This is a genomic window from Marinobacter arenosus, from assembly GCF_019264345.1.
Lineage (GTDB): Bacteria > Pseudomonadota > Gammaproteobacteria > Pseudomonadales > Oleiphilaceae > Marinobacter > Marinobacter arenosus.
The window spans coordinates 1,523,709-1,549,288 of record NZ_JAHVAO010000001.1; the positions used below are offsets into that span (position 1 = coordinate 1,523,709).

The following is a 25,580-nucleotide window of genomic DNA, read 5'->3' on the forward strand; positions in this document are numbered from 1 at the left end:
CCATCGCCACCCTATTATTACGTGGTAATAATTCCAAAACGGTTGAGCGTCGGCACATGGTTGATCCCATCAAGGTTTACCCTGCAAAACCTTCCAAAGTCTATTTCTTCGGTACCTGCCTGGTGGATATGTTCTACCCGGACGCGGGTATGGCTGGCATTCAGTTGCTGGAGCGGGAAGGCATTGAGGTGATCTTTCCCCAGGACCAGACCTGCTGTGGCCAGCCCGCCTACACCTCCGGCTACCACGATGAAGCCCGGGCGGTGGCGATGGCGCAACTGGATCTGTTCCCCGAGGACTGGCCCATCGTGGTGCCGTCCGGCTCCTGCGGCGGCATGATGCGCAAGCACTACCCGGACCTGTTCAAGGACACCGGGCACGAGGTCAAAGCCGCCGAAGTCGCCGGGCGGGTCTGGGAACTGACGGATTTCCTGCTGAACGTCTGTCACATCAAACTGGACGATCTGGGTGAACCCACCACCGTTGCCATGCACACCTCCTGTTCCGCGCGCCGCGAAATGGGCGTGGCCGAGGTGGGCCCAAAGCTGCTGGGCCAACTCAGCAATGTGAACCTGGTGGAGCAGATCCGGGCCGAGGAATGCTGCGGGTTCGGGGGCACCTTCGCCATCCGCCACCCGGAGATTTCCGGCGCCATGGTGAGTGAAAAGGTGGATACGCTGGTGGACACCGGCGCGAAGGCCTTTGTCACCACCGACTGCGGCTGTCTGATGAACATAGACGGCTACGCCGAGAAGAACCGTAAGCCGATCACCGGCCAGCACATCCTCAGTTTCCTGTGGGAACGCACCAACGGCAAGAAGGGGGACCGGTCATGAGCGAGACTGCCGAGCACTCACCCCATCACATTGACGTGAAAGAATTTCACCCGCGTGCCCAGGCGGCGATTCACAACCCGAAGATTCGCCAGAACTTCCGGAAGGCGATGGACGGGCTGATGACCAAGCGCAAAAGCGCGTTCGAAGGCTGGGATCTGGAGACCCTGCGGGATCTGGGCGCCAATATCCGGCTGCGGGCCCTGGCCAACCTGCCGGACCTGCTGGAGCAGCTGGAACAGAAGCTGACCGAGAACGGCATCAAGGTGCACTGGGCGGTGGATGGCGATGAGGCCTGCCGCATCGTTCGCGACATCTGCAAGGCCCGGGACGCAAAAACGGTCATCAAAGGCAAGTCCATGGTGTCCGAGGAAATGGAACTGAACCATTACCTCGAGGAACAGGGCATCGAGGCGCTGGAATCGGACCTCGGCGAGTACATCGTGCAGCTGGCCGGGGAGACACCGTCGCACATCATCATGCCGGCGATTCACAAGAACACCGATGAAATCTCCGAGCTGATGCATGAGAAGACCGGGACCGACCTGTCCCACGACGTCGAATACCTGACCGCCAGCGCCCGCCTGCAACTGCGGGAGAAGTTCATGAACGCGGATGTGGGCGTTTCCGGCGTGAACTTCGCGGTCGCGGAGACCGGCACCCTCTGCCTGGTGGAGAACGAGGGCAACGGCCGGATGACCACCACCGTGCCGCCCTGCCACATTGCGGTGACCGGCATCGAAAAGGTGGTGCCCAACCTGGAAGACGTGACCGCCCTGCTCGCGCTGCTGACCCGGTCAGCCACCGGCCAGCACATCACCACCTACTTCAACATGATCTCCGGCCCGCGCAAGCCCGACGAGCTGGATGGGCCGGAAGAGGTGCACTTGGTGCTGGTGGATAACGGCCGGTCCTCGATCTACCAGGACGACGAATTGCTGGATACCCTGCGCTGCATCCGCTGCGGCGCCTGCATGAACCACTGCCCGGTTTACACCCGCGTTGGCGGCCACACCTATGGCACCACCTACCCGGGCCCGATCGGCAAGATCCTGATGCCACACCTGATCGGGCTGGATGAGGGCCGGCACCTGCCCACGGCCTCCAGCCTGTGTGGCGCCTGTGGTGAGGTCTGCCCGGTGAAGATTCCGATCCCGGACCTGCTGGTGCGGCTGCGCCAGGAATCCGTGGACGGCGATAAATTGCATCCGGCCAAGGTTCGTGGCCACGGCGCCAAACGCGGTGCCGTGGAAGCGATGGTCTGGAAAGGCTGGAGCTGGATGCACGCCCACCCCGGCATGTACCGCTTCGGCACCAGTATGGCCGCCCGATTCCGCAAACTTCAGCCCGGGCAGATCGGCGGCTGGACCCAGTACCGCACGGCCCCGAAACTTGCGCCGAAAACCCTCCATGAACGATTGAAGGAGCGCGGCCAGTGAGTTCACGCGACACCATCCTCCAACGCCTGCGCAACCGTTCCGGCGGCAACCTGACGGCACCCAACTGCGACTTTTCCGTGCTCGAACGCCCGGACTGGCCGGTCTCCGAGCGCATTGCGATGTTCGAGAAGAACATCGAATCGGTTCATGGCGAAGTCCATCATTGCACCGAGGAAACCTGGCTGGACCGGCTGGCCGAAGTGCTCTCCACTCGCGGCGCTCGCAACCTGCTGGTTCCGAAGGAACACGAAATCGGCCTCAAGCTCCGGTCCGCGGTTGAGCGCGAGGACCTGCCCAACCTGCTGATCTACGATGAGCCCATCGAGAGCTGGCAATCTGTATTGTTCAACGATGTGGACGCGGGCATCACCTCCACCCGGGGCGGCATCGCCGAAACCGGCTCTCTGATCCTCTGGCCCACAGCCGACGAGCCGCGGCTGATGAGCCTGGTACCGCCAGTGCACGTGGCGGTGCTGTACGCCAGTGACATCTACACCACCTTCCACGAGGCCATGCAGGTTCAGGACTGGGGGGCTGGCATGCCCACCAATGCGCTGTTAATCTCCGGACCTTCCAAGACGGCGGACATCGAACAGACCCTGGCCTACGGCGTCCACGGCCCCAAAGAACTGATCGTGTTGATTATTGAATGATTCAAGGCGCTCTGCTGATCGCCCTGGCAGCCCTGCTCTGGGCGACCACGGGGATCGTCGCGAAATTCCTGTTTACCGGTACCGAGCTTGAAGCCATCACCCTGGGCTTCCTGCGCCTGGTGGTGGCCTTACCGTTTTTCTGGTTGCTGATGCGCCGGGAACAGGCACGGCTCAGGCGTACCGGCACCGATGCGTCGATGCCCGGTACGACCCTGCGGCACCTCGGTTTCAAGGCCTTTTTGCCGCTGGCCGCCCTCGGGCTGTTCCAGGCGTTCTACCAGGGCAGTTACCTGCTGGCCGTCGATCTGACCGGCGCTGGCATCGCGACCCTGATCGCCCTGTGCCTGCCGCCCGTGCTGGTGGCCATCCTGGCGGCTCCGCTGCTGGGCGAGAAACCCGGCCTGCTGACCGTACTCTCCCTTGTTGCGGCCATCGTCGGCACCGCCATGCTGGTGCTGAGCGACATGGACACCACCGGCACCCTGCGACTCGCCGGCATCCTCATGGCCCTCCTGGCGGCCGTGGTCTACACCGGCTTCACTCTCACCAGTCGCTACAGTTCTGCGGGCACCCCGGTGTTCACCACCGCGTTCATCTGCTTCTTCACCGCGGCACTGATTCTGGGCCCCGTGGTCTGGCTTACCGGGGGCTTTGCAGGGCTGGAAACGCTGGGCGTACAGCAGTGGCTGATGGTGGCCTACATCGGCGTGGTGCCCACCTGCATCGGTTACGTCAGTTTCTTCTCCGGCATGCGGACGACACCGGCAACACTGTCCAGCATCATAGTGACGCTCGAACCGCTGTTCGTGGCCCTGTTGGCCTGGGTGTTCCTGGGAGAGATCCTGGGGCCGATCGGCATTGCCGGCGCCCTGATACTGACGGCGGCCGTGATCGTGGCGTCACGTTATGGCGGGAAAGCCGGTACCGGCGCAGAGGCCGATACCGCGGGCTAGCCGGGATCAGCGTTCCCGGCTTTGCTTCTGCATCATATTCGGCTGCAGGATTTCGATCCAGTAGCCGTCCGGATCCTTGATGAACGCCAACCCTTTCATCTTGCCATCGTCCGGCTTCTTCACAAACTCAACCTCAAGCCTTTCAAAGCGCTCACACGCCGCATACACGTCGGGCACGGCAATACCGATGTGACCGAAGCCCTGGGGCTCGTCGTTACCGCTATGGTAGGCGAAATCGTTGTCGTCCTCGGTGCCCCAGTTGTGGGTCAGCTCAAGCATGGCCTCGCGGCCAAAGGTGTAGGTTGTGCGGTAGGCGTCGTCGGTCGGGACCTGCTGAGCGTGGCGATCGTCCAGATAGCCCAGGAAGTACAGGGTGAACTTCATTTCGGGGAAGTCGAGCTTCCGAACCAGGCGCATGCCCATCACTCGGGTGTAAAAGTCCATGGAGCGCTCGGGATCCTTAATGCGCATCATGGTCTGGTTGAAGACATAACCTTCGGTCTCGGGAACGGGGTCATTGTAAAGGCCGGCAGCTTGTTCAAAATGCTTGGGCATGGTTTTCCCTTCTTTGTTCGAGGATTCAGAGCATATACCTGCGTGCGTTTCAGGGGGATTTCAAGGGTATGAAAAAAGACCCCGCTGGCAGAGACAAACCGGCGGGGTCGGAGGGCCGCTTCGGCGGCGGTTCTTCAGAGACGCTCTGAAGTCGTTTTAAACTTTGGGGGCTGGCAGGGGTTGGTCGTGGTGATCGGGGGTGTTTTTCGGAAGAAAATCGCTGTCTGAGCGAAGCGAGTTTGCGATTCTTCTGGAGAAAAATTTCCCCGGTCGCCACCTCCCCCAAAATCAGGAAGCCAACTGATGCTCCTCCCCCCGGTAATAGGCCTCCACCCGCGGATTCATAATCCGCTTCCACAGCGGCGGAACCATGGCGACAACAATCATGGCGGCGTAGCCGGCCGGCAGTTGGGGGGCGATCTCATGGTGCCTCAGGACCTGGTAGCGGCGCTTGGCGTAGGCGTGGTGATCGCTGTGGCGCTGGAGGTGGAACAGGAACACGTTGGTGAGGAAGTAATTGCTGTTCCAGCTGTGTTCGGGGGTGGTGCGTTCGTAACGGCCATTGTCCAGCTTGCGGCGATGCAGACCGTAGTGTTCGAGGTAGTTGACGATTTCCAGCAGGGTGAAGGCGATAAAGCTCTGCCCCAGGAAGAAGGCGGCACCCAGCCACCCGAAGGCAACGGTGAAGGCAACCAGCGCCAGTGCGCTGATGCTGTACCACCAGATCAGTTCATTACGCCAGCTGAAGGCTTTCAGGCCCTTACGCTCCAGACGCTGGGCCTCCAGCTTCCAGGCATTGACGAAATTGCGCACGTAGGCCTGTGGTAAGAACTCGTAGAGCGACTGGTTGTAACGGGACGAGGAAGCGTCCTCCGGCGTGGAAACGTGCACATGGTGGCCACGCAGGTGCTCCACCTTGAAGCCCCCGTAGCAGACCAATGACAGCAGGAATCCGCCGGCGCGGGTTTCCAGTTTGGCGTCCTTGTGAATCAACTCGTGGGCGACGTTGATGCCGAGGCCGCCAACAATCCCGATGGACAGGATCCAGCCCAGACCGCCAACCGCACTGAACGTGCCCGAGGCCAGTTCCAGCATGCTCCAGACCAGCAGGGCGGCGAAACCGGCCACCCAGCCAAGGGTAATGAACCGGTAGAAGATTTCACTGTTCATGCGGGGTACATCGGCTTCTTCATCAGGGTTCAGGGCATCCTTACCCAGCAGCATATCCAGCACCGGAATGATGCCGAACACCACCACGGGCACGCCCCAGGAGAACAGGTTCACCAGCTGAGTGGCGTGGCCCGCCGCCAACAGCAGTGGCGGCAGGGCCAGGGGGATCATGGCAATCAGGTAGCTGTACTTCTTGAGGGTCAGCAGGATTCTACGGCGCGTCGCCTCCCGGCTGATGGACCACTGGCTGGTATTCATGGCTCTCTCCTCGCTCTTTCCTTCGGCATTGATTTGGGCGAACCATCGCCCGCCTGTTGTTTTCTGCATTATTGTCCTACAATATAGCAGTCGTCAACAAATTTTGGAGGTTTTTGAGCACGCCGGGGAAGCCCCACGGGATCAATGGGTTGTAGCTCCCCTTCCAGATGGCTGTGATAGACTCATGCCCACAGATTCCAGTTCAGAGAGCCCATATGGATTTTCAGGTGCCGAACACCCTGGCAGAAGAAATTGCCAACTACCTGGCGGAACGGATCATGACCGGGCAGATCCGCCCGGGTGAGCGTATTCAGGAATTAACCCTGGCGAACGAACTGAAAGTGAGCCGGGCCTCGGTAAAGGAAGCCCTGTACACACTGGAACGCTGGCATCTGGTGGAAATCACGCCGCGCAAGGGCGCATCGGCCACCCGGCTGGACGCGGAACACGCCTCCGAGCTGTACGACGTCTACATGCATCTGCTGATGATGCTTGCCGCCCGGCTATGTGAACGCTGGCAGGAAACGGACCGGCAGCCCCTGCTGGATGCCGTGGCTCAAGTAGTCGAACAGATGAACCAACCGTCCGCGGACATCACCGCCATTGTCGAAGCCAGTTTTGCGGTCATGGACGCCTGTTGCGAGGTGGTGGGCAATCCGTATCTGACCGAAGCCCTGTCGAACTTCAAGCCCGCCGTCAGCCGGGCCTATTACCTCAGTGCCGACCGTTACCGCAGAGGCCTGGACCAGACCAGCCAGTTCTTCAGCCACCTGCCACAAGCGGTACTGTCCCGGGATGGCGCCAAGGCCCAGGCGCTGATCCACGACTTCGCGGAACACCAGAAGTTACTGATCCAGCAGGCGCTGACCTCGTAAGACAAGCCACCCTGGGTTGTGATTCAGCTCACAGACCTGTGGCACCATCCCGCCTATCGTAACAACGTGTAACAAAACCGAATGTCCGCTGCATGGGTTGCGCTGTCCTGCGGCCCGGAGAGCCCTGACAGGCTTTTCGTACACAACAACAAACACCGAAAACGGATTTTGGGGCCACCATGACTCTGTCACACGCCTGTTCCAGCTGCGCAGCACCTGCCCGACACCAACCGTCGTGTTATCTGGCCGTCCTGGCGTTCGCGCTTTCCCTGCCCTTACCCGCCATGGCTGAATTCAAGTCGCTGGATGACCGTGCCCTTGCCGGCATCACCGGCCAGGCAGGCGTGACAATTGAGATGGAAACCAAGGTCTCGGTTGACCGCCTGAGCTGGATTGACGAGGGCTCGATCAACGTGAACGGCCTCCGCCTTTCCGGCCAGAACGACACGGTCCTGGACAACATGAAGGTGACCATCGACATCGCCGGCCAGGACGAAGTGCTGGAGCACGGATTCTCGGAGATCGCGCGGCGAGCCGATGCCGGCCTGCTGAGCACCAGCAACGCCGATGTCGCAGACGCACTGGCCAAGTACAGCGTTGCCGGCGACTTCGGCAAGCAGTTCAACAGCGGCGACCTGGTCATTCACCTGGGGGCGACCGATTACGGCGACCCGACGGTGCTGGACGACTACCTGAGGGCCGTGGATTTTGAACTCGCGGTCGACAGCCTGACCACCAGCGGCAGCGAAGGCACCACCAGCCTGTTTTCCAATGTCTTGCTGCAGGGCTACGTGGGCCCGACCGACCTGGTGGTCCGCAACGGTGGAACCGACACCCGCACCCTCGCCAACGGCAATACGGTGTCCGGTTCGGAACTGCAGCTGGACACTCACTTCGAGATCACCAACGGCCGCCTCGACTGGGACGCGGCCGACCTGCTCCTGGTTTTCAACTTCGCCGCCGTCGGCATCGAGGGGCTCCAGATCCATAACCGGCGCGGCAACGACACCCTAGGTCATTTCGGCATGGCCAGCGCCACCGCCAAACTGTCCCGGGGCACCAGCGCGGCCTCCGGCAAGGATGGCCTGTCGGTGCACGACGTCGAGTTCCGCGCGGATATCGACATGCCGACGTTCCGAATCGGCCCCAACAGCATCGGCAGTGTTCAGTTCACCGACTTCGCCATCACCAACACCACCATGATGGTGTATGGCCACTGATCCCCGACTGGACAACCCTCGCCTAACCTCCTGTAAACTGCCCGTCTTAACCTGACGGGCAGCCCATGACCGACTCCACCGACAGTGAATACCCGAAACGGACTTCCTGGCGACGACTCACCGTCTTCAGCCTGATTTTCATCGCCATGACCGCGGCCGGTCTGTATGCGGTCTACGATCAGTTCGCCGGGCGCAGCATCACCTTCGATACACGACTCGTCGCACCCTCCACTCTGCTGATGGCGGGGCTGCTTTTACTGGTCTATTTCGTCTCCGATGGCCTGCGATTGCACTACACCCTGTGCGCCCTCGGACACCGGCTGCCGTTCAAGGTGATGTTCAAACTGGTGTTCATCAACCTGTTCTTTTCGAATGTGACGCCCATGGCCACCGGGGGCGGCTTTGCCCAGATCTGGTACCTGCACCGCCACGGCGTACCCATGGGGCGCGCCACGGCGGCCACGACGATTCGTACGGTACTGGCCGTTCTGTTTATCTTCACACTGACACCGGTTTTTCTGCTGACCCTGCAGGCGCTGAAGGACCACACCATCACCGGCAACATTGGCGTTGCCCTGGCGGTGTTCATCTTCCTCTACCTGGGGTTCTTTGCGATCCTGCTGTTCCGGACCCACTGGCTGATCGTGCCGCTGACCCGGCTGCTGGTCACCCTTCGCCACCTCCATCTCATCAGCGACGCGCGGCACCGACGCTGGCAGTTCAAGGCCCGCCGGGAGATGCTCCGGTTCTCCGACAGTTTCGGCGATTACATCAAGGGCCGCCCCAAGTACGTGATTCTGTCGATCCTGTTCACCGCCCTGTTCCTGCTCAGCCTGTTCAGCTTTCCGGCGCTGCTGATTCACAGCCTCGGTTACAACGTGGACTACCTGGTCACCCTGGGTTTGTTGGTCGTGACCACCTTTATCATGTATTTCTCGCCTACGCCCGGCGCCTCGGGCATTTCCGAAGGTGTATTCGGAAGCTTCTTTCGCGATATTCTGTCGGGCAACCATCTGGTGCTGGTGACCGTCAGCTGGCGTTTGCTGACCATTTATCTGGGCATGATCATCGGGCTGATCGTGTTGCAGAGGGAACTGATCAACGATCGCAGGAACGTGGAATGATTCTCCGAAACCCGTTGAAACTGCTGTTCTACCTGTGTCTGGTGATTGTGACTCTGCTGGTGGGCTACAAGGCCTACCTCAACCTGTTCATGAAGGACTTCAAGGGCCTGCACACCGACCAGGTGGAGCGCATCCAGAAACGCACCGGCCCGGAGGCTCCGGTCAGCTTTGCCGTGGTTGGCAACATCAACAACTCCATCGGCATCTTCGAAGAGCGCATCATTCCCGAGCTGAACAGCTCCGGGATCGATTTCATGGTGTCGGCGGGCAACGCCGTCAGTGGCGGCGGCGAGGACAAGTACCGGGCGCTTTATGGCAGCCTTGGGCACCTCACGATTCCGTACCTGCTGACCTTCGGCGCCCACGAATACGAGGACTTCGGCAGCTTTCGTTTCTACGACCATTTTGGCCCGCACTTCTTCAGTATTCAGGCCGGCAACAGCCGGCTGATTTTCCTGGACAGCACCGGCAAAACGCCCTGGAAGTGGCAGATTCGCTGGCTCAATGACTTGCTGGCCCAGGACGACTCAAAGGCCCGGATCCTGTTCATCGGCCACCCGCCGATCGAACCGGAGAAGAATGCGCCGTTCGATCAGCGCGAGGATTACCTGCAACCCCCGGAGTTCCGGAAGGCGCTGCTGCAGGAGATCCAGCGACACGATATCGACCTGGTGTTTTCCGCCAACCTGTCGCTCTATTCGGAAGCGGTCAAGGGCAACACCACCTTCATTACCACCGGTGGTGCCGGCGGGCTGGTCCTGAACAACGACATCAGTTTCTACCATTTTGTACGGGTCGACGTTGGCGTGGACGGCGATATCAGCCATTCCCTGGAGCGGCTCAAGGTAGGCCAGCATCCGTTCCTGAAACAGCTGGAGAGCCTGTGGTTCTTCATCTACTCCCTGATCTACTCCGGCTACCTGAATTTCATCCTGATCCTCGCGGTGTTCATGGCCATCACTATCAAACTGTACACCACGATTTTCGTTGGCAAGGACTATTACCCGGACTACGACCTGGACCCGTCGCCCTGGCTGGAAAAGCCGCTCCGGGTGGCCATGTTCACCAACAACTACCTGCCGTTCATCGGCGGCGTGCCCATTTCCATCGAGCGCCTGCGCCGGGGACTCGTGGCGCTGGGCGACAACCTCCTCATCGTCGCCCCCCGATACAAGGATCAGCCCGAAAGCGAGGAGCAGGTTCTGCGAGTGCCCTCCCTGCTCGCCATGGGCGAGAAGCGGGAGTTCCGGCTGGCGAATATTTTCCTGGCCAGGATTCGCCGGGGGGTGAAGGCCTTCCAGCCGGACATCATTCACCTGCACCACCCGTTCTGGCTCGGCTCCCTTGGATTGTTCCTGGCCCGGAGGCTCAAGGTTCCCGCCATCTACACCTACCACACCCGGCTGGAGCACTACGCCCACTTCGTGCCCTTGCCCGGTATGCTGTTCCGGAACCTGATCTCCCATGCCCTGATCAAGCGCTTCGCCAACAAATGTGATGGCGTGATCGTGCCCACCTACTCCACCGAAGAGTACCTGCGCATGATTGGCGTGAAGACGCCCACTTACGTGCAGCCCACCGGCATCGAATACCAGCGTTTTCAGGACGTCCGGGACGAGGACATCCAGCGTTTGCGCAACGAACTGGACCTGAACGATGAGAAAGTGTTCGTCAGCGTCTCCCGTCTCTCCAACGAGAAGAACATCGACTTCATGATCGAGGCGATCGACACTCTCCGGAAGGAGACAGACGTGCCCTTCCGGTTCCTGATGATCGGCGATGGGCACCAGCGTGATCGTCTGCAGCAGAAGATCGAGGATCTTGACCTGCAGGGACATTTCACCCTCGTGGGCGCCGTGCCGCCCGAGGACATGGCAACCTGGTACCGCCTGGGCGATGCGTTCCTGTTTGCCTCGAAATCGGAAACCCAGGGCATGGTGATCCTTGAAGCCATGGCGGCTGGTCTGCCGGTGGTGGCGGTGCGATCCAGTGGCATTGAGGACGTGGTTCGCCATGGCGTCAACGGGTTCAAGACCCCGGAGAATCAGGAGCTTTGGGTGCACGAGGTGAAGCGCCTGCTGGAAGAGGACGAACTTCGCCAGGAGTTGGCGGAACGGGCCCTGGAATTCGCAGCAGACTACTCGGTTGAGCAGTTCGCCCGGGACGTTCGGAGCATTTACGCCAGTACCCTGGCGCTGGAGGCGAAGAAGCGGAACCCGCACCGGGAGCACTGATTGGGTTCACGGCGTGAGCCTGATCGGTTTAGACTGAATTCACGTATTACAAAGGTAGTTTTATTGATCGGAGAGATTACGTGAGCGAAATTCCCGTCGGTATCAGTACCTGCCTGCTGGGCAAGGAAGTCCGCCACGATGGCGGCCACAAGCACTCCCGCTATTGCACCCAGATTCTGTCCAGGCATTTTGAATTCCGCTCCATCTGTCCCGAGCTGGAAGCCGGCCTGGGTGTGCCCCGGCCCGCCATTCACCTGAGGGAATACCCCGACGGTCTTCGGCTCATCGAGACCAGGGGCGAGAACGACCACACCGATGCCATGCAGGCGTTCATCGATACGGTGATGCCATCCTTGGCCAACCTGCGCGGTTACATCCTGATGGCGAAATCCCCCAGCTGTGGCATGGAACGCATCAAGGTCCATAACGAGGACGGCAAGGTAACGCGCCGGGATGGTCGGGGCATGTTCGCCGAGGCACTGATCCGCACCTACCCGCTGATGCCCGTGGAGGAAGAAGGCCGCCTGAACGATGATATGATCCGCGAGAATTTCATCGAGCGGGTCTTCGCCTACGACGACTGGATGCATAACGTTGCCGGCGACAACCTGACGGCGAAGGCCCTGATCGAGTTCCACACCCGCCATAAATTCCAGCTTCTGGCACACTCGGAAAAGATTTACCGGCAACTGGGCCCGATGCTGGGCGACCTGAAATCGGAGCCCCTCGACACCATTGCCGACCGGTACATTCACCAGTTTATGGAAGCCATGAGCCAGAAGGTCAGCCGGGGTTCCCACATGAACGCCATGCAGCACCTGATGGGCTACCTTCGGGACTCTATGGGGGATGAGGACCGGAAGGTGCTGATGGAGCAGATGGAGGCCTACCGGCGCGGCGAAGTGCCGCTTGTTGTGCCCATGACCCTGTTACGCATGGCCCAGCGCCGGGAGCCGGTGGATTACCTCAGTGTCCAGCACTACCTGACTCCCTACCCGGACGAACTCGGGCTCCGGAACAACGTCTGATCAGAAGCTGTAGAGCAGGGTCAGGGCGGTTTCGGTATCCGTCCGCTCTTTTCCTTCAGGCGGGTCGGAGACGTGTTTGACCCGGAACGCGGTTTTCATCGACAGGTTACCGACCACGGTCGCCTGCAACGAGGTTTCCGATTCACTGATGGTGTTGTTTTCCTCCAGGCCGACTTCTGTGCTCAGCTTCTGACGAAACAGGGCGCGGTCGGAGATCGCGTAATCAAACTGGGTGGCGAATCGGGCGATTGCGGAATCCTCGGCGTTTTCGCCGTTCTCATCCGGTTCATCCAGTCGATTGTACCGGTAACCCAGACCCGTCGAGACGCTCCAGAATGACTGATCACCAGACTCCCACAGGCGATTACCGTAACCTGCGGTGACCGACGACTCGAAGTCATAACCGGAAAAGCGATCATCCTCCCAGGCGCCCCGAAGAAACCAGTACTGGCGCTCGTCGAACTTGTAGTTGGTCTCGCCCACAACCTGGTATTGCTCGGCCGTGGTTTCGTCCTCCGACTCAGTGTGCCTGGCACTGAATTCGGCCATGTTACGCCAGCGCGGAAGTTCATTGCTGATGGCCAGCCGGCCATTCAGGTTGCTTTCCTCGGTGTTGCCTGATGTCACCAGGACTCCAATCTCGAACTCAGAGGTGACGTCGCCCCGGTCCTGAGCCTGGGCAAGCGGAGCAGCTCCGATAAAGGCAATCGCGACCGCGTTTTTGAGTTCCATGAAGTGCTCCTGGTTTGTCGGTTCAGGCTCCTGCGGATTTACGGCGCTTTTCGCCAGCCAGACTTTTCTGTGCCTGCTGTTCACGCTCCGCCTTCTTGCGAGCCTTTCGTTCAGCGATGATGCGAGCGGCTTCGCCACCCACATGGGCTTCACCCCGTTGCTCCGCCAGCCTCATCTGACGCTCGCGCTCAGCAAACCGGGCTTTCTGCTCCTCAGTCAGTGAGTCGATGCACTGGTGACAACTCACGCCCTGTTCGTATTCGGGACGCTGTTTGTCATCTTCGGTGATCGGTCGCCGACAGGCGTGGCATTGATCATAGTCACCACGCTCAAGGCGATGGTTCACCGTGACCCGGTCGTCAAAGACGAAGCATTCCCCGTGCCACAGGCTCTGTTCCTCGGGCACTTCCTCAAGGTATTTCAGGATGCCGCCCTTGAGGTGGTAGACCTCCTCAAAGCCCTGCTCTTTCAAATAGGCCGTCGATTTCTCGCAACGGATACCGCCGGTACAGAACATGGCGACTTTCTTGTGCTTCGACGGATCGAGGTTCTGCTTCACGTACTCCGGGAACTCCCGGAAGGTGTCGGTGGATGGGTTCACGGCGTTCCGGAAGGTACCGATCTCCACTTCGTACTGATTTCGGGTGTCCACCAGAACGACCTCCGGGTCGGAAATCAGGTCATTCCACTTCGACGCCTCTACGTAGGTGCCTACGATGCGCTTCGGATCGATTCCGTCCACGCCCATGGTGACAATCTCTTTCTTGAGCTTCACTTTGGTGCGTTTGAACGGCTGGATGTCCACAAACGATTCCTTGTAGTCAATGCCATCGAACCGACGATCACTGTCGATCCAGGCCTTGACGGCATCAATGCCTTCACGGCTGCCGGCGATGGTGCCGTTGATACCTTCCCGCGCCAGCAACAGGGTGCCATGGACGTCGTTGGCCAACATGGTGTCCAGCAGAGGCTGGCGAAGGGACTGGTAATCATTCAGAACTGCGAACTTGTAGAGCGCGCAGACAACTACATCATTGCTCATCGATTTCTCCTGCGGGCCGGACCGTAAATCCGGAGCATGGGTTTGGGTTTCTTCAAAGGCGTGGGCCAGAGAGGGCGCAATTTTTCACCAACTCTGGCCCGGGATCAAGTCCGGACTGGCCGAACCGATCCCGCCAGCCCATCACTCGGCCGCATTCGCCAGCTCCCGTTCCACCACGGCGGACAGCTGCCCCCACCCGGGCCGGGGCAGGCGGATGTTGTCCACCAGCACCGTCGGTGTGCTGGCCACTCGCAGCTGCATGGCCACGCGCCGGCTCTGCTCCACCGCCTCGCGATGCAGCTCCGTGGTCATGCAGCGGCGAAAGCGCCGTTCATCCAGCCCCAGGTCGCCGGCATAACGGCTGAACGTGGCAACCGGGTCACCAGAGTCGCTCCACTCCGACTGGGCTGCGAACAGCTTATCGTGCATGTCCCAGTAGGCGTCCTGGTCGCCAGCACAGCGCGCAGCCTGGGCAGCAGGCATGGCGTTCTGGTGCTGCTGCAACGGCAGGTCGAAATAGACAAAGCGGACCTTTCCGGCCTCAACGTACTGTGCTTTCAGCTTCTGGCTGGCGTCAGAAAAGCGGGCACAGGCCGGGCACTGGTAGTCGGCAAACTCACGCACCACAACGGGCGCATCGGCCGGACCCACGGACACGCCATACTGGTCCAGCTCGGCCGGAAACGGATCGGCATTGGGGGCGGCCACCGGCAGTTCATCCGATGACGGCTTGGGCTTGGCCGTCAGAAAAAACAGGCCAATGGCAACGGCAACCACAACCAGCACCGTCACCCCGATAAACAAAGGTCTGTTACCGGTTTTCTTTGGCGCAGGGGCTCCGGTTTCCTTGCGACGTTTTGCTTCACCCATTACGGGCTCCTTTTTTGTTGGTCGTATTTTTCCTCGTATTCCGGGGGCAATGGCCATGTTCAGAGCCACCCCGGCAGGCTAAGATCCTTTATAACCTATATAAGTTCCAACAAAAATTAAGGAAAACTCATGGCCTTACCTGCATCCCTCGCCGGCAACCTGACTCTGCCCCTGGTGGCAGCGCCCATGTTCCTGATCTCCGGGCCGGAACTGGCCCTGGCATGCTGCAAGGAGGGCGTGATCGGCAGCTTTCCCGCCCTGAACCAGCGGACCAGCGAGGGGTTCGAGTCCTGGCTCGAACAGATGAACACCGGGCTCGACAGGCTCCGCCAGCAGCATCCCGACGCCCGGCTGGCCCCCTATGCGGTCAACCTGATCGTCCATCGCACCAACCCCCGCTGGCAGGTGGACCTGGAGCTTTGCGTCAAACACCGGGTGCCCATCGTCATCACCTCCCTGGGTGCCGCCAGCCAGGTCGTTGAAGCCGTGCACGGCTACGGCGGCCTGGTCTTCCATGACGTCACCAACCAGAAGCATGCCCGCAAGGCAGCGGAAGCCGGCGTGGATGGCATCATTGCGGTGGCTGCGGGCGCCGGTGGGCACGCCGGCACCCTCAACCCGGTGGTTCTGGTGCACGAGATCCGGGACGTCTTCGATGGCACCATCCTGCTGGCCGACGGCCTGTCCCATGGGCAGGACCTGTTGGCAGCCGAGGCCATGGGCGCGGATCTGGCCTACCTGGGAACCCGATTCATCAATACGCTTGAATCCCAGGCCGATGATGCCTATCGCAACATGATCATCGAGGCGGTGTCGGCAGACATCATCCATACGCCCGCGGTCTCAGGGATTCCCGCGAGCTTTATGCGCCAGAGCCTGGAGGCCGCCGGCTACCCGATGGACAAACTGCACCAGGCCGGGGCCATTGATTACGGAGAGAAACTGAAACCGGTGGACGATGAAGCAAAGGCCTGGAAGACGGTCTGGTCCGCCGGCCAGGGGGTCAGCCAGATTCACGACGTACTCAGCGTCAAGGCACTGGTGAGCCGCCTGACCTCGGAGTACAAGGCCGCCCGGGCCCGGCTCTGCGGTTGACGGAAGCGGCCGCCTCCAGGGTCGGGGCGGCCCGCCCATTCGGTTACACCCGGAACTGCGACGCCTTGGCCTGCAGCGCCGCCAGCAGCTCGCCGATGCGATGGCTGGCGTTGTCCGAGCGGTGGATGGCCTCGACCGTGGCCTCCGAGGACCTGGCAATCTCCTCCACGCTGACGCTGACCTTGCCGGCGTGCCGTCCCTCCTCCTCGGCCACCGAGGAGATCGTCAATGCCCGGTCCTGCAGGCTGCCCAATAACTGGTTGATCTGCTCGAAGTGCTCGTCGGCCTTGCGGAATTCCGTGGAGGACTCGGCAACCTGACCGGACACCTGGTCGATGACCGATACGGCCTGGCGACTGCCCCTCTGGAGGCGTTCAATGATGGCCTCGATCTCGGTGGTGGACTCCTGGGTTCGGCTGGCCAGCGTGCGAACCTCGTCGGCGACCACGGCAAATCCCCGCCCCGACTCACCCGCGCGCGCCGCTTCGATGGCCGCGTTCAACGCCAGCAGGTTGGTCTGCTCGGCGATGGCACCGATCACCGACAGCACCGAATTGATTTCCGTGCTCTGATGGTTGAGTTCATTGACCGCCGCCACCGCCGAATCAACCTTGCGCACCACGCCGTCAAGCCGCTCCCGGACGTCCCGGGAAATTCCAGCGGTAGCCTCACTCTCCGCACCAATGGTCTGCACCGATCCGGCCACGTCCTGAATGCTGTCCGCGACCTCGGCAATGCTTTGGGACATCGCAGCCATGGTCTCGGAGACGTCCGCCACGTCACGTTGCTGATGGTTAACCGCCGATACTGCGTCGCGGCTGATCTCCCCCTGCTCCCGGGCCTGACCGGCCGCGGCCTCCGCCGAGGCTTTCACATCGGACACCAGCTCCTGGATCCGCGCAATAAACTGGTTCACGCCCCGCGCCATTTCGGTCAGCTCATCCCGGCCTTTGAGGGACACCCGGCGCGTCAGGTCGGCCTCGCCGTCCGCAATGCTCCAGATCGCCGAGCTCAACCGAAGCACCCGCGGCAAGAGGCCGCCACCCAATACGGCAGCGACCAGAACAATCAGCACCAGCACCGAGCCGATGGCCAGAATCGAAAGGTTCGCCGCCAGACTGGAGGCTTCCTTGTTCAGGGAGTCCACGGTGGCCTGGATTCGGTCCTGGGTATCCGCGCCCATGCCCGCCAGCTGTTGCTGTAGTCGCTGATTGACCTGCTCCGTTTCGGCTTCCAGGGTCTGGCGCGAGGCCTCAATGCTGCCGGTGATGGTGGCGCTGAATTCCTGTTCGAGCTGGGCCAGGTCGCGGTTGATGCCCTCGAGTGACAGGCCAAGCTTAAGCTGCCCGATGGCAGAACCCTGAGGCTTTATGTCAGCGGTAATGATCACCACATTGGGGTCACGGCTTGCCGCATCGAGGACCCGATTTGCCGCACCGCGGCCTTCACCCTGCTCCATCAGGGTGCGGACCCGGTCGTCGGTTCGGTCCACGTAGCGGGTCATGCGCTCGCCATACTGGTCGTAATAGATGGCAAACAGGACCGACTCCCGGGCATCCGCCAGCTCGACCAGGTCGGTCAGGCGGGGAACGTCCCGGTCCCAGATCAGAGGCGCTGCAACCGCGGCCAGCACGTTAGCCAGCCCCTGGGCTTCCGCCATGACCGCCGTGCGAACGTTGCTTCCCACCCGCTCCTGCTGCTCCGTCTGCTGACGGGTCAGCTCACTGGCCAGTTCGTCGATGGTCTTCTCGCGCATGGTCTGCAGACGTTTTCGGACGTCCTCCCGGGTTTCCCCAAACGACTCACTCACATCCTCGCTGCTCGCCTCGAGCGCGGACCCGGCAGTCGCCACCAGGCGCTCCACCTGGTTTGAAATCAGCCACTGGCTGACCACCACCTGTGCCAGACCGGCGATCACCAGTATCAGGAAAACAGGCCTCAGCAGCCGGCTTGTGGCCAGCTGTTTCAAAAAACGAGGGGTCATAGGGACTCCGTCTACGTAAGTACTGCAGTTTCCTTCGCGTGTGTTTTCAGCGTCCAGTGCGGTCGGTCTCGCATAGTTTTAGCAAAACCCGGACCATTGGGGAGCGTTTTTATGTAGGATTTTGTTGCAGTTTTCAGTGCGGGCCGTTGCAGGGCTTCTTGCAAAAATTCTTGCACAGGGGGTTAAGTGAACTATTGAACAGGCGTACCGTACCTCTTCAGGACAGACTCAAAACATCCGACCGACGGAGCACGACCATGCTGGGATTTTTGAAAGGCGACCCCAAGAAAAAACTGCAGAAGGCGTACGAGGACAAACTCGAGAAAGCGCTGCACGCGCAGCGGAACGGGGATCTGCGCACCCACGGCACCTTGATGGAAGAGGCCGAGAAGATCTACGCGGAAATCGAAAAACTCTCCGAGGGTAAGTGAATCGCAGGTTCAGCGGTCAGTCATGATCCTCCTCGTGTGAGAATTGGCCCAACTGCTGCCGTAGCCGGCCGATTTCCCGTCGCATGGTTTCCACCTCATCGAGCAGTTCCAGGGACATGGCCAACCCCGGCAGATTCATTTTCAGATCTCGCTGAAGCCGCATGGCCTTTTGAAGACGAAGGAGAGCGGGAAGGTCGAATTCCCAGTTATGGACTTCGTCCCTTTCCGGAGCCTCAACCGGCTCAATGATTCCGTAACTCACCATTTTCAGGACCAGTTCTGCATGACACTCGCCCCGCTCGCAGATCTCACGAAGCGTGAAGGTTGCCTGCGGCTCAACAATCTCGACCGTCAGCGTCTCTGTGTTTCTGCTCATGCCGTTACTCCATGATTACACGTGCAGCCTACTGCGTGGATTGAAACTCTTTTCCGCCTCCGCCAGTTGCCTGTAGAGTTTTTCCGCGTCCGGGGCGTGCTGCTCCGGCATCACAATCTGGAGAACCACTATCTGGTCGCCCGGGTGCTTGCCCGGGAACCCCTTGCCCTTGAGCCGCAGCTTCCGACCGCTGGACGACCCCTTGGGCACTTTCACGTTCACCCGTGACCCCACTGTGGGCACGGTGATACTGGCGCCCAGTGCCGCTTCCCAGGGTGTAACGGGGACGGTAACCAGGACATCCCGACCTTCGACCGCAAACGTCGGGTGCGGCGCCAGCTCAATTTCCAGCAGCAGGTCACCGGCCTCCCCGCCACCGCTGCCCGGGGAACCCTGCCCTTTCAGACGCAGATGCTGGCCTTCCCGCATCCCGGCCGGGATTTTGACCTTCAAGGTCTTTTGGCGCGGCATCAGGCGGCCATGCTCGTCCGGCTCATGAACCGTGAAGGAGACCTGTTTCTCGCAGCCGTGGAAGACCTCCTCCAGGAATAACGCAAGCCGGGCGTGAACGTCCTCACCGCGAATGCGCATGTTCTGGTTAAAACCTCCGGTCCGGCCAGTCGCACCAAACCCGCCGCGGGAAAAGCCTCGGGCATGACCATGACCGCCACCGCCAAAGATCTCCTCAAAAAAGTCACTGAACTGACGGGCATCGGCTTCAGTGTAGCCGCCTCCGCCAAATCCGGAGGCACTCTGCCATCCCGGGGGCGGTTCAAACGAACCATCTCTGCGGGCGCCATACCGGCGCAACTGATCGTATTCGGCCCGTTTCTCGGGGTCTTTCAGCACCTCGTAGGCCTCGCCAACGTCTTTGAACTTTTCGTCGGCGCCTTCTTCCTTACTGACGTCCGGGTGGTATTTCCGGGCCAGTTTCCGGTAGGCCTTCTTGATGTCCTCGGGGGAGGCAGACTCGCTCACACCGAGCGCGGCGTAATAGTCTTTGAAGTCCATTCTGATCCTCACCACAGTTTCCTGTGTCCGGTCGAATTGTCCGGCTACTACACACAATATTTGATGAGGAGAGGGAAATTACAAGGCTGGTGTTGTTTTCAGTTGAGACAGATCAGCTGGGGCGGGAAATCAGGCTCAGAGAGCGCAGGGGGAGCAACCGTTCAGAAATGTGGAGTGCCAGGGATGGCGCGACCAAGCCCTACAGGGATGTATTCACGGGCGTTTTCTGAACGGTTGTTCGTCCTGGGCTCTGCCCCCGAGCTCTTAAAGCAGGGGGGCAGTAGCACCGGAACTTACTTCACTTTCGGATCCAGCTCGCCGGAGGCATAACGCTCAAACATCTGCTCCAGGTTGATCGGCTTGATCTTGCTGGCGTTGCCCGCGGTGCCGAAGGCCTCGTAGCGGTCAATGCAGACCTCGGTCATGGCCTTCATGGTTTCCTTCAGGAATTTGCGCGGATCGAACTCGGCGCGATTCTGTGCCAGGAACCGGCGCACGGCACCGGTGCTCGCGAGGCGCAGGTCGGTGTCGATGTTGACCTTGCGAACGCCATGCTTGATGCCCTCAACGATCTCCTCGACCGGAACGCCGTAGGTTTCCGGAATCTCGCCACCGAACTCGTTGATGATCTTCAGCCACTCCTGGGGCACGGAGCTGGAACCGTGCATAACCAGGTGGGTGTCCGGGATACGGGCGTGGATGGCCTTGATCTGGTCAATGGCCAGAATGTCACCGGTCGGCGGACGGGTGAACTTGTAAGCCCCGTGGCTGGTGCCGATGGCGATGGCGAGGGCATCGACGTGGGTTTTCTGTACGAAGTCGGCCGCCTCTTCCGGATCGGTCAGCATCTGGCTGTGATCCAGGGTGCCTTCGGCGCCAATGCCGTCCTCTTCACCGGCCTGCCCCGTCTCCAGGGAGCCCAGGCAACCCAGCTCACCTTCGACGGAAACGCCACAGGCGTGGGCCATTTCCACGGTGCGACGGGTCACGTCGACGTTGTAATCGTACTCGGTCGGCGTCTTGCCGTCCTCACCGAGGGAGCCGTCCATCATCACGGAGCTGAAGCCCAGCTGGATGGAGCGCTGGCACACGGACGGGCTGGTGCCGTGATCCTGGTGCATAACCACCGGGATGTGCGGGAATTCCTCAATGGCCGCGAGGATCAGGTGGCGCAGGAACGGCGCACCGGCGTATTTACGGGCACCGGCAGAGGCCTGAACAATGACCGGGGAGTCGGTCTTGTCAGCCGCTTCCATGATGGCGCGCATCTGTTCCAGGTTGTTCACGTTAAAGGCTGGCACACCGTAACCGTGCTCGGCGGCGTGATCCAGCAGTTGCCGCATCGAAATCAGGGCCATGGATCGTCTCCTTCGTCTAGACGTTGATTAATCGAAAATCGTGTATGCAGGCTTTGGCGAAAACGCTCAGGCGCCGCGCTCTTCCAACACTGCAACAGCCGGCAGGGTCTTCCCTTCCACAAACTCCAGGAAGGCGCCACCGCCCGTGGAAATGTACGAAATCTTGTCGGCTACGCCGTATTTGTCAACGGCGGCCACCGTGTCACCACCGCCGGCCAGGGAGAAGGCGTCGCTCTCAGCAATGGCATTGGCCAGTGCCTTGGTGCCGTTGCCGAACTGGTCAAATTCGAACACGCCGACCGGACCGTTCCACAGGATGGTCTTCGCATTCTTGAGCAGGTCTGCGAACTTGCCGGCGGTTTCGGGGCCAACGTCCAGGATCATGTCGTCGTCGGACACGTCCGAGATGTTCTTCGTTGTGGCGGTGGCGGTCTCGGCAAACTCACTGGCAACCACAACGTCCACCGGCAGCGGAATTTCCACGCGGCCGGCAATGTCTTTGGCGGTATCCACCAGATCGTGTTCGCACAGGGACTTACCCACCGGGTGACCGGCTGCGGCCAGGAAGGTGTTGGCAATGCCGCCACCAACGATGATCTGGTCGCACACCTTTTCAAGGGCGTTCAGCACGTCCAGCTTGGTGGACACCTTGGATCCACCGACGATGGCAACGACCGGCTTGGCCGGGTTGTCCAGCGCCTTACCCAGGGCTTCCAGTTCCGCGGCGAGCAGCGGACCGGCGCAGGCTTCCGGGGCAAAACGGGCAACGCCGTGGGTGGAGGCCTGGGCCCGGTGTGCCGTACCGAAGGCATCCATGACATAGACGTCACAAAGAGCGGCGTACTTTCTGGACAATTCTTCATCGTCCTTCTTCTCGCCCTTGTTGAAACGCACGTTCTCGAACAGCACCACTTCGCCGTCAGCCACTTCGACGCCGTCGAGGTAGTCCGTGATCAGGCGGACGTCCTGGCCCAACATGCCGGACAGGTGCTCGGCCACGGGCTTCATGGAGGAAGCCTCGTCGTAGACACCTTCTTCCGGACGGCCAAGATGGGACATCAACATGACCTTGGCGCCGGCGTCTCGCGCTGCCTTTATGGTCGGCAGGGATGCGCGGATGCGGGCATCGCTGGTTACCTTGCCGGCCTTGACCGGCACGTTCAGATCTTCACGGATCAGCACCCGCTTGCCGGCGAGGTTCAGGTCAGTCATCTTTTTGATGGCCATACTCTTGTTCCCTTGATTTGGTCTGTCATTCAGTTGTCAGTCTTGCTCAGCCAACAGCGGCTGACATCGAGCATCCGGTTCGCAAAACCCCACTCGTTATCGAACCAGCACAATACTTTCACCAGGTTGCCCCCGGTTACCCGCGTCTGCCCGCCGTCGACCACCCCGGAATGGGAGTCGTGGTTGAAGTCGGAGCTGGCGAGCAACTCGTCGGTGTACCCAAGGATACCGGTTAAGGCACCCTTTGCGGCGCCCTCTAACAGTTTGTTAACCGCGTCCACCGATGTAGCGGTGCGAACATTAACCACCATATCGATGGCCGACACGTTCAGGGTTGGCACCCGCATGGCCACGGAGCTGAATCGCCCCTCCATGTGCGGGAGTAAACGCTCAATCCCGCGGGCCAGCCCGGTTTCGACCGGCACAATGTTATGGAGGGCGCTACGGGTACGGCGCAGATCCTGATGGTGATAGGCATCGATTACCGGCTGGTCGTTCATCGCGGCGTGGATGGTGGTGGTGGTGCCCCAGTCAACGCCCAGGGCATCATCCAGCACCTTGATCACCGGGACCAGGCAGTTGGTGGTACAGGAACCGGCGGCGACGATCTGATCGCTGCCGGTCAGTTCACCGTCGTTGATGCCGAAGACCACGGTACGGTCGACATCGGATTCGGCGGGCTGGGAGAACAGCAGGTGCCCGGCGCCGGAATCGATGTGCTTCTGCGCCGTCGACCGGTCCGAGAAGGCGCCCGAGCACTCCAGCACCAGGTCCACGTCCAACAGGCGCCACGGCAGGTCTGCGGGGTCCGGATGGTTCAGTATCCGGATCCGGTCGCCGTTCACGATCAGATCGCTGCCTTCAACGTCAATGGCTCCCTGGAACCGGCCATGGGTGGAGTCATAGCGCGTCAGGTGGGCAATGGTGTCGATATCCGACAGCTCATTGATCGCGACCACCTGCAGGTGGTCGCGATAGCCGTTTTCATAGAGTGCCCGCAACACGCACTGACCGATTCGGCCGTACCCGTTGATGGCGATGCGAAACGGCGCGGTCTCTGTCATCACGCGTCCAGAAGTTCGGAGGCCACCTCGAGGATGTTATCGACGGTGAAGCCGAATTCCTTGAACAGCTCACCCGCCGGCGCGGACTCACCAAAGGTGGTCATGCCGATAACGCGACCGTCGAGGCCAACGTACTTGTACCAGTAGTCAGCAATGGCGGCCTCGATGGCAATGCGGTTGGTCACTTCCAGCGGCAGCACCTGCTGCCTGTAGGCCGCACTCTGGGCCTCGAACACATCGGTGGACGGCATGGACACGACACGGACCTTCTTGCCCTGCTCCCGCAGTTTGCTGGCGGCATCCTGGGCCAGCGCCACTTCCGAACCGGTGGCGATGAGGATCAGGTCCGGTGTCCCTTCGCTGTCGGACAGCACGTAACCGCCCTTGGCGACATCGGCCAGTTGCTGGGCATCACGGGCCTGGGCCGGCAGGCCCTGACGGGAGAACACCATGGCCGTCGGGCCATCCTTGCGCTCAAGCGCCGCTTTCCAGGCCACCGCGGATTCCACGGTGTCGGCCGGGCGCCAGGTGCTCATGTTCGGGGTGGTGCGCAGGCTGGCCAGCTGTTCGACCGGCTGGTGCGTGGGGCCATCTTCACCCAGGCCAATGGAGTCGTGAGTAAAGACAAAGATGGAACGCTGCTTCATCAGCGCCGCCATGCGAACGGCATTGCGGCAGTATTCCATGAAGATCAGGAAGGTCGCGCCGTAGGGCACGAAGCCGCCGTGCAGGGCAATGCCGTTCATGATCGCCGCCATGCCGAACTCGCGCACGCCGTAGAAGATGTAGTTACCGCTGGCGTCTTCCTTGGTCAGCCCCTTGGTGTCGCTCCAGATGGTGAGGTTAGAGCCGGCCAGGTCGGCCGAGCCACCCATCAGTTCCGGGAGCAACGGGCCGTAGGCGTTCAGGGTGTTCTGGGAGGCCTTGCGGCTGGCGATGGTTTCGCCCTTGTCCTGACACTCCTGGATATAGGCCTGGGCCTTCTCAGAGAAGTCCGCAGGCAGTTCACCCGCCATCCGGCGCTTGAACTCGGCCGCCAACTCGGGCTCAGCTTTTTCATAGGCCGCGAACTTCTGCTCCCACTCGGACTGGGCCGCGGCACCTTTCTCGCGCGCATTCCAGGCCGCCGCAATTTCCGACGGGATCTCGAACGCACCGTGGTGCCAGCCCAGTTGCTCGCGAGTCAGGGCAATTTCGTCGTCGCCCAGCGGCGCGCCGTGGCAGCTTTCCTTGCCCTGTTTGTTCGGCGAGCCGAAGCCGATGATGGTCTTGCAGCAGATCAGGGTCGGCTGCTCGGTGTTGGCGCGGCCCGCTTCGATCGCCGCGCGGATGGCGTCCGGATCGTGCCCGTCAACGGCGGGAATGACCTGCCAGCCGTAGGATTCGAAACGCTGCGGGGTATTGTCGGTGAACCAGCCGTCAACCTCACCGTCAATGGAAATGCCGTTGTCGTCGTAGAAGAAGATCAGTTTGCCGAGGCCCAGGGTACCGGCCAGTGACGACACCTCGTGGGAGATGCCCTCCATCAGGCAGCCATCACCGAGGAAAGCGTAGGTGTAGTGATCCACAATTTCGTGGCCAGGGCGGTTGAACTGCGCGGCCATCGCCTTTTCGGCAATCGCAAACCCGACGGCATTGGCGATGCCCTGGCCCAGCGGGCCGGTCGTGGTTTCAACGCCCGGGGTGTAGCCGTACTCCGGGTGACCCGGGGTCTTGGAATGCAGCTGGCGGAAATTCTGGAGATCATCAATGGAAACGTCGTACCCGCTCAGGTGCAGCAGTGAATACTGCAGCATGGAGCCGTGACCGTTGGACAGCACGAAGCGGTCACGGTTGGCCCACTGAGGGTTGGCCGGGTTGTGGCTCAGGTAGTCGTTCCACAGTACCTCGGCGATATCCGCCATACCCATGGGCGCACCCGGGTGGCCGGACTTGGCTTTCTGAACCGCATCCATGCTCAGCGCGCGAATGGCGTTGGCGAGATCTTTACGGGACGGCATTGACGTTTCTCCAGTGTTTTTCGGGAAAGAATTCGGACTGTCTAAAAA

Annotated in this window: 23 protein-coding genes; 11 read left to right on the forward strand and 12 right to left on the reverse strand. The window is 60.9% G+C overall.

What is annotated here, in order from left to right:
- Positions 1-56 precede the first annotated feature (56 nt).
- The 4 genes from KXD86_RS07090 to KXD86_RS07105 are packed head-to-tail and all read left to right on the forward strand — an operon-like array spanning position 57 to position 3,878.
- Positions 57-836 (forward strand): (Fe-S)-binding protein, encoded by a 780-nt coding sequence (locus KXD86_RS07090; RefSeq protein ID WP_218635343.1) that lies wholly within the window; start codon positions 57-59, stop codon positions 834-836.
- On the forward strand, positions 833-2,272 hold the full coding sequence (locus KXD86_RS07095) for a LutB/LldF family L-lactate oxidation iron-sulfur protein (protein WP_218635344.1): 1,440 nt from the start codon (positions 833-835) through the stop codon (positions 2,270-2,272). Before KXD86_RS07090 ends, KXD86_RS07095 begins: the two co-directional genes overlap by 4 nt.
- Positions 2,269-2,925 carry a LutC/YkgG family protein gene (locus KXD86_RS07100; protein ID WP_218635345.1) on the forward strand — a complete coding sequence of 219 codons (657 nt, stop codon included), beginning with the start codon at positions 2,269-2,271 and terminating at the stop codon, positions 2,923-2,925. Before KXD86_RS07095 ends, KXD86_RS07100 begins: the two co-directional genes overlap by 4 nt.
- On the forward strand, positions 2,922-3,878 hold the full coding sequence (locus tag KXD86_RS07105; RefSeq protein WP_218635346.1) for a DMT family transporter: 957 nt from the start codon (positions 2,922-2,924) through the stop codon (positions 3,876-3,878). Before KXD86_RS07100 ends, KXD86_RS07105 begins: the two co-directional genes overlap by 4 nt.
- Positions 3,879-3,884: 6 nt before the next feature.
- On the opposite strand, the gene gloA is transcribed toward KXD86_RS07105, so the two are convergent.
- Complete coding sequence (gloA, locus tag KXD86_RS07110) at positions 3,885-4,433, reverse strand: lactoylglutathione lyase (RefSeq protein WP_218635347.1); 549 nt, start codon at positions 4,431-4,433, stop codon at positions 3,885-3,887.
- A 288-nt stretch (positions 4,434-4,721) separates the two neighbouring features.
- Complete coding sequence (locus tag KXD86_RS07115) at positions 4,722-5,861, reverse strand: alkane 1-monooxygenase (RefSeq protein WP_218635348.1); 1,140 nt, start codon at positions 5,859-5,861, stop codon at positions 4,722-4,724.
- Positions 5,862-6,076: 215 nt separating this feature from the next.
- Between KXD86_RS07115 and KXD86_RS07120 the strand changes: the two genes are divergently transcribed.
- The 5 genes from KXD86_RS07120 (at position 6,077) to KXD86_RS19015 (ending at position 12,342) form a co-directional block, all read left to right on the forward strand.
- On the forward strand, positions 6,077-6,736 hold the full coding sequence (locus KXD86_RS07120; RefSeq protein WP_218635349.1) for a GntR family transcriptional regulator: 660 nt from the start codon (positions 6,077-6,079) through the stop codon (positions 6,734-6,736).
- 179 nt (positions 6,737-6,915) lie between these two features.
- Complete coding sequence (locus tag KXD86_RS07125; RefSeq protein WP_218635350.1) at positions 6,916-7,956, forward strand: DUF6160 family protein; 1,041 nt, start codon at positions 6,916-6,918, stop codon at positions 7,954-7,956.
- A 65-nt stretch (positions 7,957-8,021) separates the two neighbouring features.
- Positions 8,022-9,080 carry a lysylphosphatidylglycerol synthase transmembrane domain-containing protein gene (locus KXD86_RS07130; RefSeq protein ID WP_218635351.1) on the forward strand — a complete coding sequence of 353 codons (1,059 nt, stop codon included), beginning with the start codon at positions 8,022-8,024 and terminating at the stop codon, positions 9,078-9,080.
- On the forward strand, positions 9,077-11,314 hold the full coding sequence (locus KXD86_RS07135; RefSeq protein ID WP_218635352.1) for a glycosyltransferase: 2,238 nt from the start codon (positions 9,077-9,079) through the stop codon (positions 11,312-11,314). The genes KXD86_RS07130 and KXD86_RS07135 overlap by 4 nt, the downstream gene beginning before the upstream one ends.
- 80 nt (positions 11,315-11,394) lie before the next feature.
- On the forward strand, positions 11,395-12,342 hold the full coding sequence (locus KXD86_RS19015; RefSeq protein WP_218635353.1) for a YbgA family protein: 948 nt from the start codon (positions 11,395-11,397) through the stop codon (positions 12,340-12,342).
- On the opposite strand, the gene KXD86_RS07145 is transcribed toward KXD86_RS19015, so the two are convergent.
- The 3 genes from KXD86_RS07145 to KXD86_RS07155 form a co-directional block, all read right to left on the reverse strand.
- On the reverse strand, positions 12,343-13,074 hold the full coding sequence (locus tag KXD86_RS07145) for a DUF481 domain-containing protein (RefSeq protein ID WP_218635354.1): 732 nt from the start codon (positions 13,072-13,074) through the stop codon (positions 12,343-12,345). It lies immediately after the preceding gene.
- A 22-nt stretch (positions 13,075-13,096) separates the two neighbouring features.
- Positions 13,097-14,116: an oxygen-dependent tRNA uridine(34) hydroxylase TrhO gene (trhO, locus tag KXD86_RS07150; protein ID WP_218635355.1), complete on the reverse strand. Its 1,020-nt coding sequence runs from the start codon at positions 14,114-14,116 to the stop codon at positions 13,097-13,099.
- A gap of 141 nt (positions 14,117-14,257) precedes the next feature.
- Entirely contained in the window at positions 14,258-14,986 is a 729-nt protein-coding gene (locus tag KXD86_RS07155; protein ID WP_218635356.1) for a DsbA family protein, read from the reverse strand.
- A 129-nt stretch (positions 14,987-15,115) separates the two neighbouring features.
- On the opposite strand from KXD86_RS07155, the gene KXD86_RS07160 reads away from it, so the two are divergent.
- Positions 15,116-16,081, forward strand: a complete 966-nt coding sequence (locus tag KXD86_RS07160; RefSeq protein WP_218635357.1) for an NAD(P)H-dependent flavin oxidoreductase — start codon at positions 15,116-15,118, stop codon at positions 16,079-16,081.
- Positions 16,082-16,124: 43 nt separating this feature from the next.
- Here KXD86_RS07160 and KXD86_RS07165 read toward each other — a convergent pair whose 3' ends face one another.
- A complete protein-coding gene (locus KXD86_RS07165; protein WP_218635358.1) occupies positions 16,125-18,065 on the reverse strand; it encodes a methyl-accepting chemotaxis protein in 1,941 nt (646 codons plus the stop codon).
- 257 nt (positions 18,066-18,322) lie between these two features.
- On the opposite strand from KXD86_RS07165, the gene KXD86_RS07170 reads away from it, so the two are divergent.
- The gene (locus KXD86_RS07170; protein WP_218635359.1) at positions 18,323-18,496 is read left to right on the forward strand and encodes a DUF6435 family protein; all 174 of its coding nucleotides are present in this window, start codon (positions 18,323-18,325) and stop codon (positions 18,494-18,496) included.
- A gap of 16 nt (positions 18,497-18,512) precedes the next feature.
- Here the strand turns inward: KXD86_RS07170 and KXD86_RS07175 are convergent, their stop codons facing one another.
- The 6 genes from KXD86_RS07175 to tkt all read right to left on the reverse strand — a co-directional run bounded on the left by KXD86_RS07175 (position 18,513) and on the right by tkt (position 25,532).
- Positions 18,513-18,872, reverse strand: a complete 360-nt coding sequence (locus KXD86_RS07175) for a chaperone modulator CbpM (protein ID WP_218635360.1) — start codon at positions 18,870-18,872, stop codon at positions 18,513-18,515.
- A 15-nt stretch (positions 18,873-18,887) separates the two neighbouring features.
- Positions 18,888-19,883 (reverse strand): DnaJ C-terminal domain-containing protein, encoded by a 996-nt coding sequence (locus KXD86_RS07180; protein ID WP_218636760.1) that lies wholly within the window; start codon positions 19,881-19,883, stop codon positions 18,888-18,890.
- 293 nt (positions 19,884-20,176) lie between these two features.
- Entirely contained in the window at positions 20,177-21,241 is a 1,065-nt protein-coding gene (gene fba, locus KXD86_RS07185) for a class II fructose-bisphosphate aldolase (protein WP_218635361.1), read from the reverse strand.
- Positions 21,242-21,307: 66 nt separating this feature from the next.
- The gene (locus tag KXD86_RS07190) at positions 21,308-22,468 is read right to left on the reverse strand and encodes a phosphoglycerate kinase (protein ID WP_218635362.1); all 1,161 of its coding nucleotides are present in this window, start codon (positions 22,466-22,468) and stop codon (positions 21,308-21,310) included.
- Positions 22,469-22,497: 29 nt separating this feature from the next.
- On the reverse strand, positions 22,498-23,532 hold the full coding sequence (locus KXD86_RS07195; RefSeq protein WP_218635363.1) for a type I glyceraldehyde-3-phosphate dehydrogenase: 1,035 nt from the start codon (positions 23,530-23,532) through the stop codon (positions 22,498-22,500).
- Complete coding sequence (gene tkt / locus KXD86_RS07200; RefSeq protein WP_218635364.1) at positions 23,532-25,532, reverse strand: transketolase; 2,001 nt, start codon at positions 25,530-25,532, stop codon at positions 23,532-23,534. Before tkt ends, KXD86_RS07195 begins: the two co-directional genes overlap by 1 nt.
- Between the last annotated feature and the right edge of the window lie 48 nt (positions 25,533-25,580).

What these genes read in the sequence shown, in the direction of transcription:
- KXD86_RS07170 (WP_218635359.1), top strand. Translation starts at nt 18,323, where the DNA reads ATGCTGGGATTTTTGAAAGGCGACCCCAAGAAAAAACTGCAGAAGGCG.
- KXD86_RS07105 (WP_218635346.1), top strand. Translation starts at nt 2,922, where the DNA reads ATGATTCAAGGCGCTCTGCTGATCGCCCTGGCAGCCCTGCTCTGGGCG.
- tkt (WP_218635364.1), bottom strand. Translation starts at nt 25,532, where the DNA reads ATGCCGTCCCGTAAAGATCTCGCCAACGCCATTCGCGCGCTGAGCATG.
- KXD86_RS07135 (WP_218635352.1), top strand. Translation starts at nt 9,077, where the DNA reads ATGATTCTCCGAAACCCGTTGAAACTGCTGTTCTACCTGTGTCTGGTG.
- KXD86_RS07115 (WP_218635348.1), bottom strand. Translation starts at nt 5,861, where the DNA reads ATGAATACCAGCCAGTGGTCCATCAGCCGGGAGGCGACGCGCCGTAGA.
- KXD86_RS07175 (WP_218635360.1), bottom strand. Translation starts at nt 18,872, where the DNA reads ATGAGCAGAAACACAGAGACGCTGACGGTCGAGATTGTTGAGCCGCAG.
- KXD86_RS07130 (WP_218635351.1), top strand. Translation starts at nt 8,022, where the DNA reads ATGACCGACTCCACCGACAGTGAATACCCGAAACGGACTTCCTGGCGA.
- KXD86_RS07125 (WP_218635350.1), top strand. Translation starts at nt 6,916, where the DNA reads ATGACTCTGTCACACGCCTGTTCCAGCTGCGCAGCACCTGCCCGACAC.
- KXD86_RS07095 (WP_218635344.1), top strand. Translation starts at nt 833, where the DNA reads ATGAGCGAGACTGCCGAGCACTCACCCCATCACATTGACGTGAAAGAA.
- gloA (WP_218635347.1), bottom strand. Translation starts at nt 4,433, where the DNA reads ATGCCCAAGCATTTTGAACAAGCTGCCGGCCTTTACAATGACCCCGTT.
- KXD86_RS07090 (WP_218635343.1), top strand. Translation starts at nt 57, where the DNA reads ATGGTTGATCCCATCAAGGTTTACCCTGCAAAACCTTCCAAAGTCTAT.
- KXD86_RS07120 (WP_218635349.1), top strand. Translation starts at nt 6,077, where the DNA reads ATGGATTTTCAGGTGCCGAACACCCTGGCAGAAGAAATTGCCAACTAC.
- KXD86_RS07195 (WP_218635363.1), bottom strand. Translation starts at nt 23,532, where the DNA reads ATGACAGAGACCGCGCCGTTTCGCATCGCCATCAACGGGTACGGCCGA.
- KXD86_RS07160 (WP_218635357.1), top strand. Translation starts at nt 15,116, where the DNA reads ATGGCCTTACCTGCATCCCTCGCCGGCAACCTGACTCTGCCCCTGGTG.
- KXD86_RS07165 (WP_218635358.1), bottom strand. Translation starts at nt 18,065, where the DNA reads ATGACCCCTCGTTTTTTGAAACAGCTGGCCACAAGCCGGCTGCTGAGG.
- KXD86_RS07190 (WP_218635362.1), bottom strand. Translation starts at nt 22,468, where the DNA reads ATGGCCATCAAAAAGATGACTGACCTGAACCTCGCCGGCAAGCGGGTG.
- KXD86_RS07145 (WP_218635354.1), bottom strand. Translation starts at nt 13,074, where the DNA reads ATGGAACTCAAAAACGCGGTCGCGATTGCCTTTATCGGAGCTGCTCCG.
- KXD86_RS07155 (WP_218635356.1), bottom strand. Translation starts at nt 14,986, where the DNA reads ATGGGTGAAGCAAAACGTCGCAAGGAAACCGGAGCCCCTGCGCCAAAG.
- KXD86_RS07180 (WP_218636760.1), bottom strand. Translation starts at nt 19,883, where the DNA reads ATGGACTTCAAAGACTATTACGCCGCGCTCGGTGTGAGCGAGTCTGCC.
- trhO (WP_218635355.1), bottom strand. Translation starts at nt 14,116, where the DNA reads ATGAGCAATGATGTAGTTGTCTGCGCGCTCTACAAGTTCGCAGTTCTG.
- fba (WP_218635361.1), bottom strand. Translation starts at nt 21,241, where the DNA reads ATGGCCCTGATTTCGATGCGGCAACTGCTGGATCACGCCGCCGAGCAC.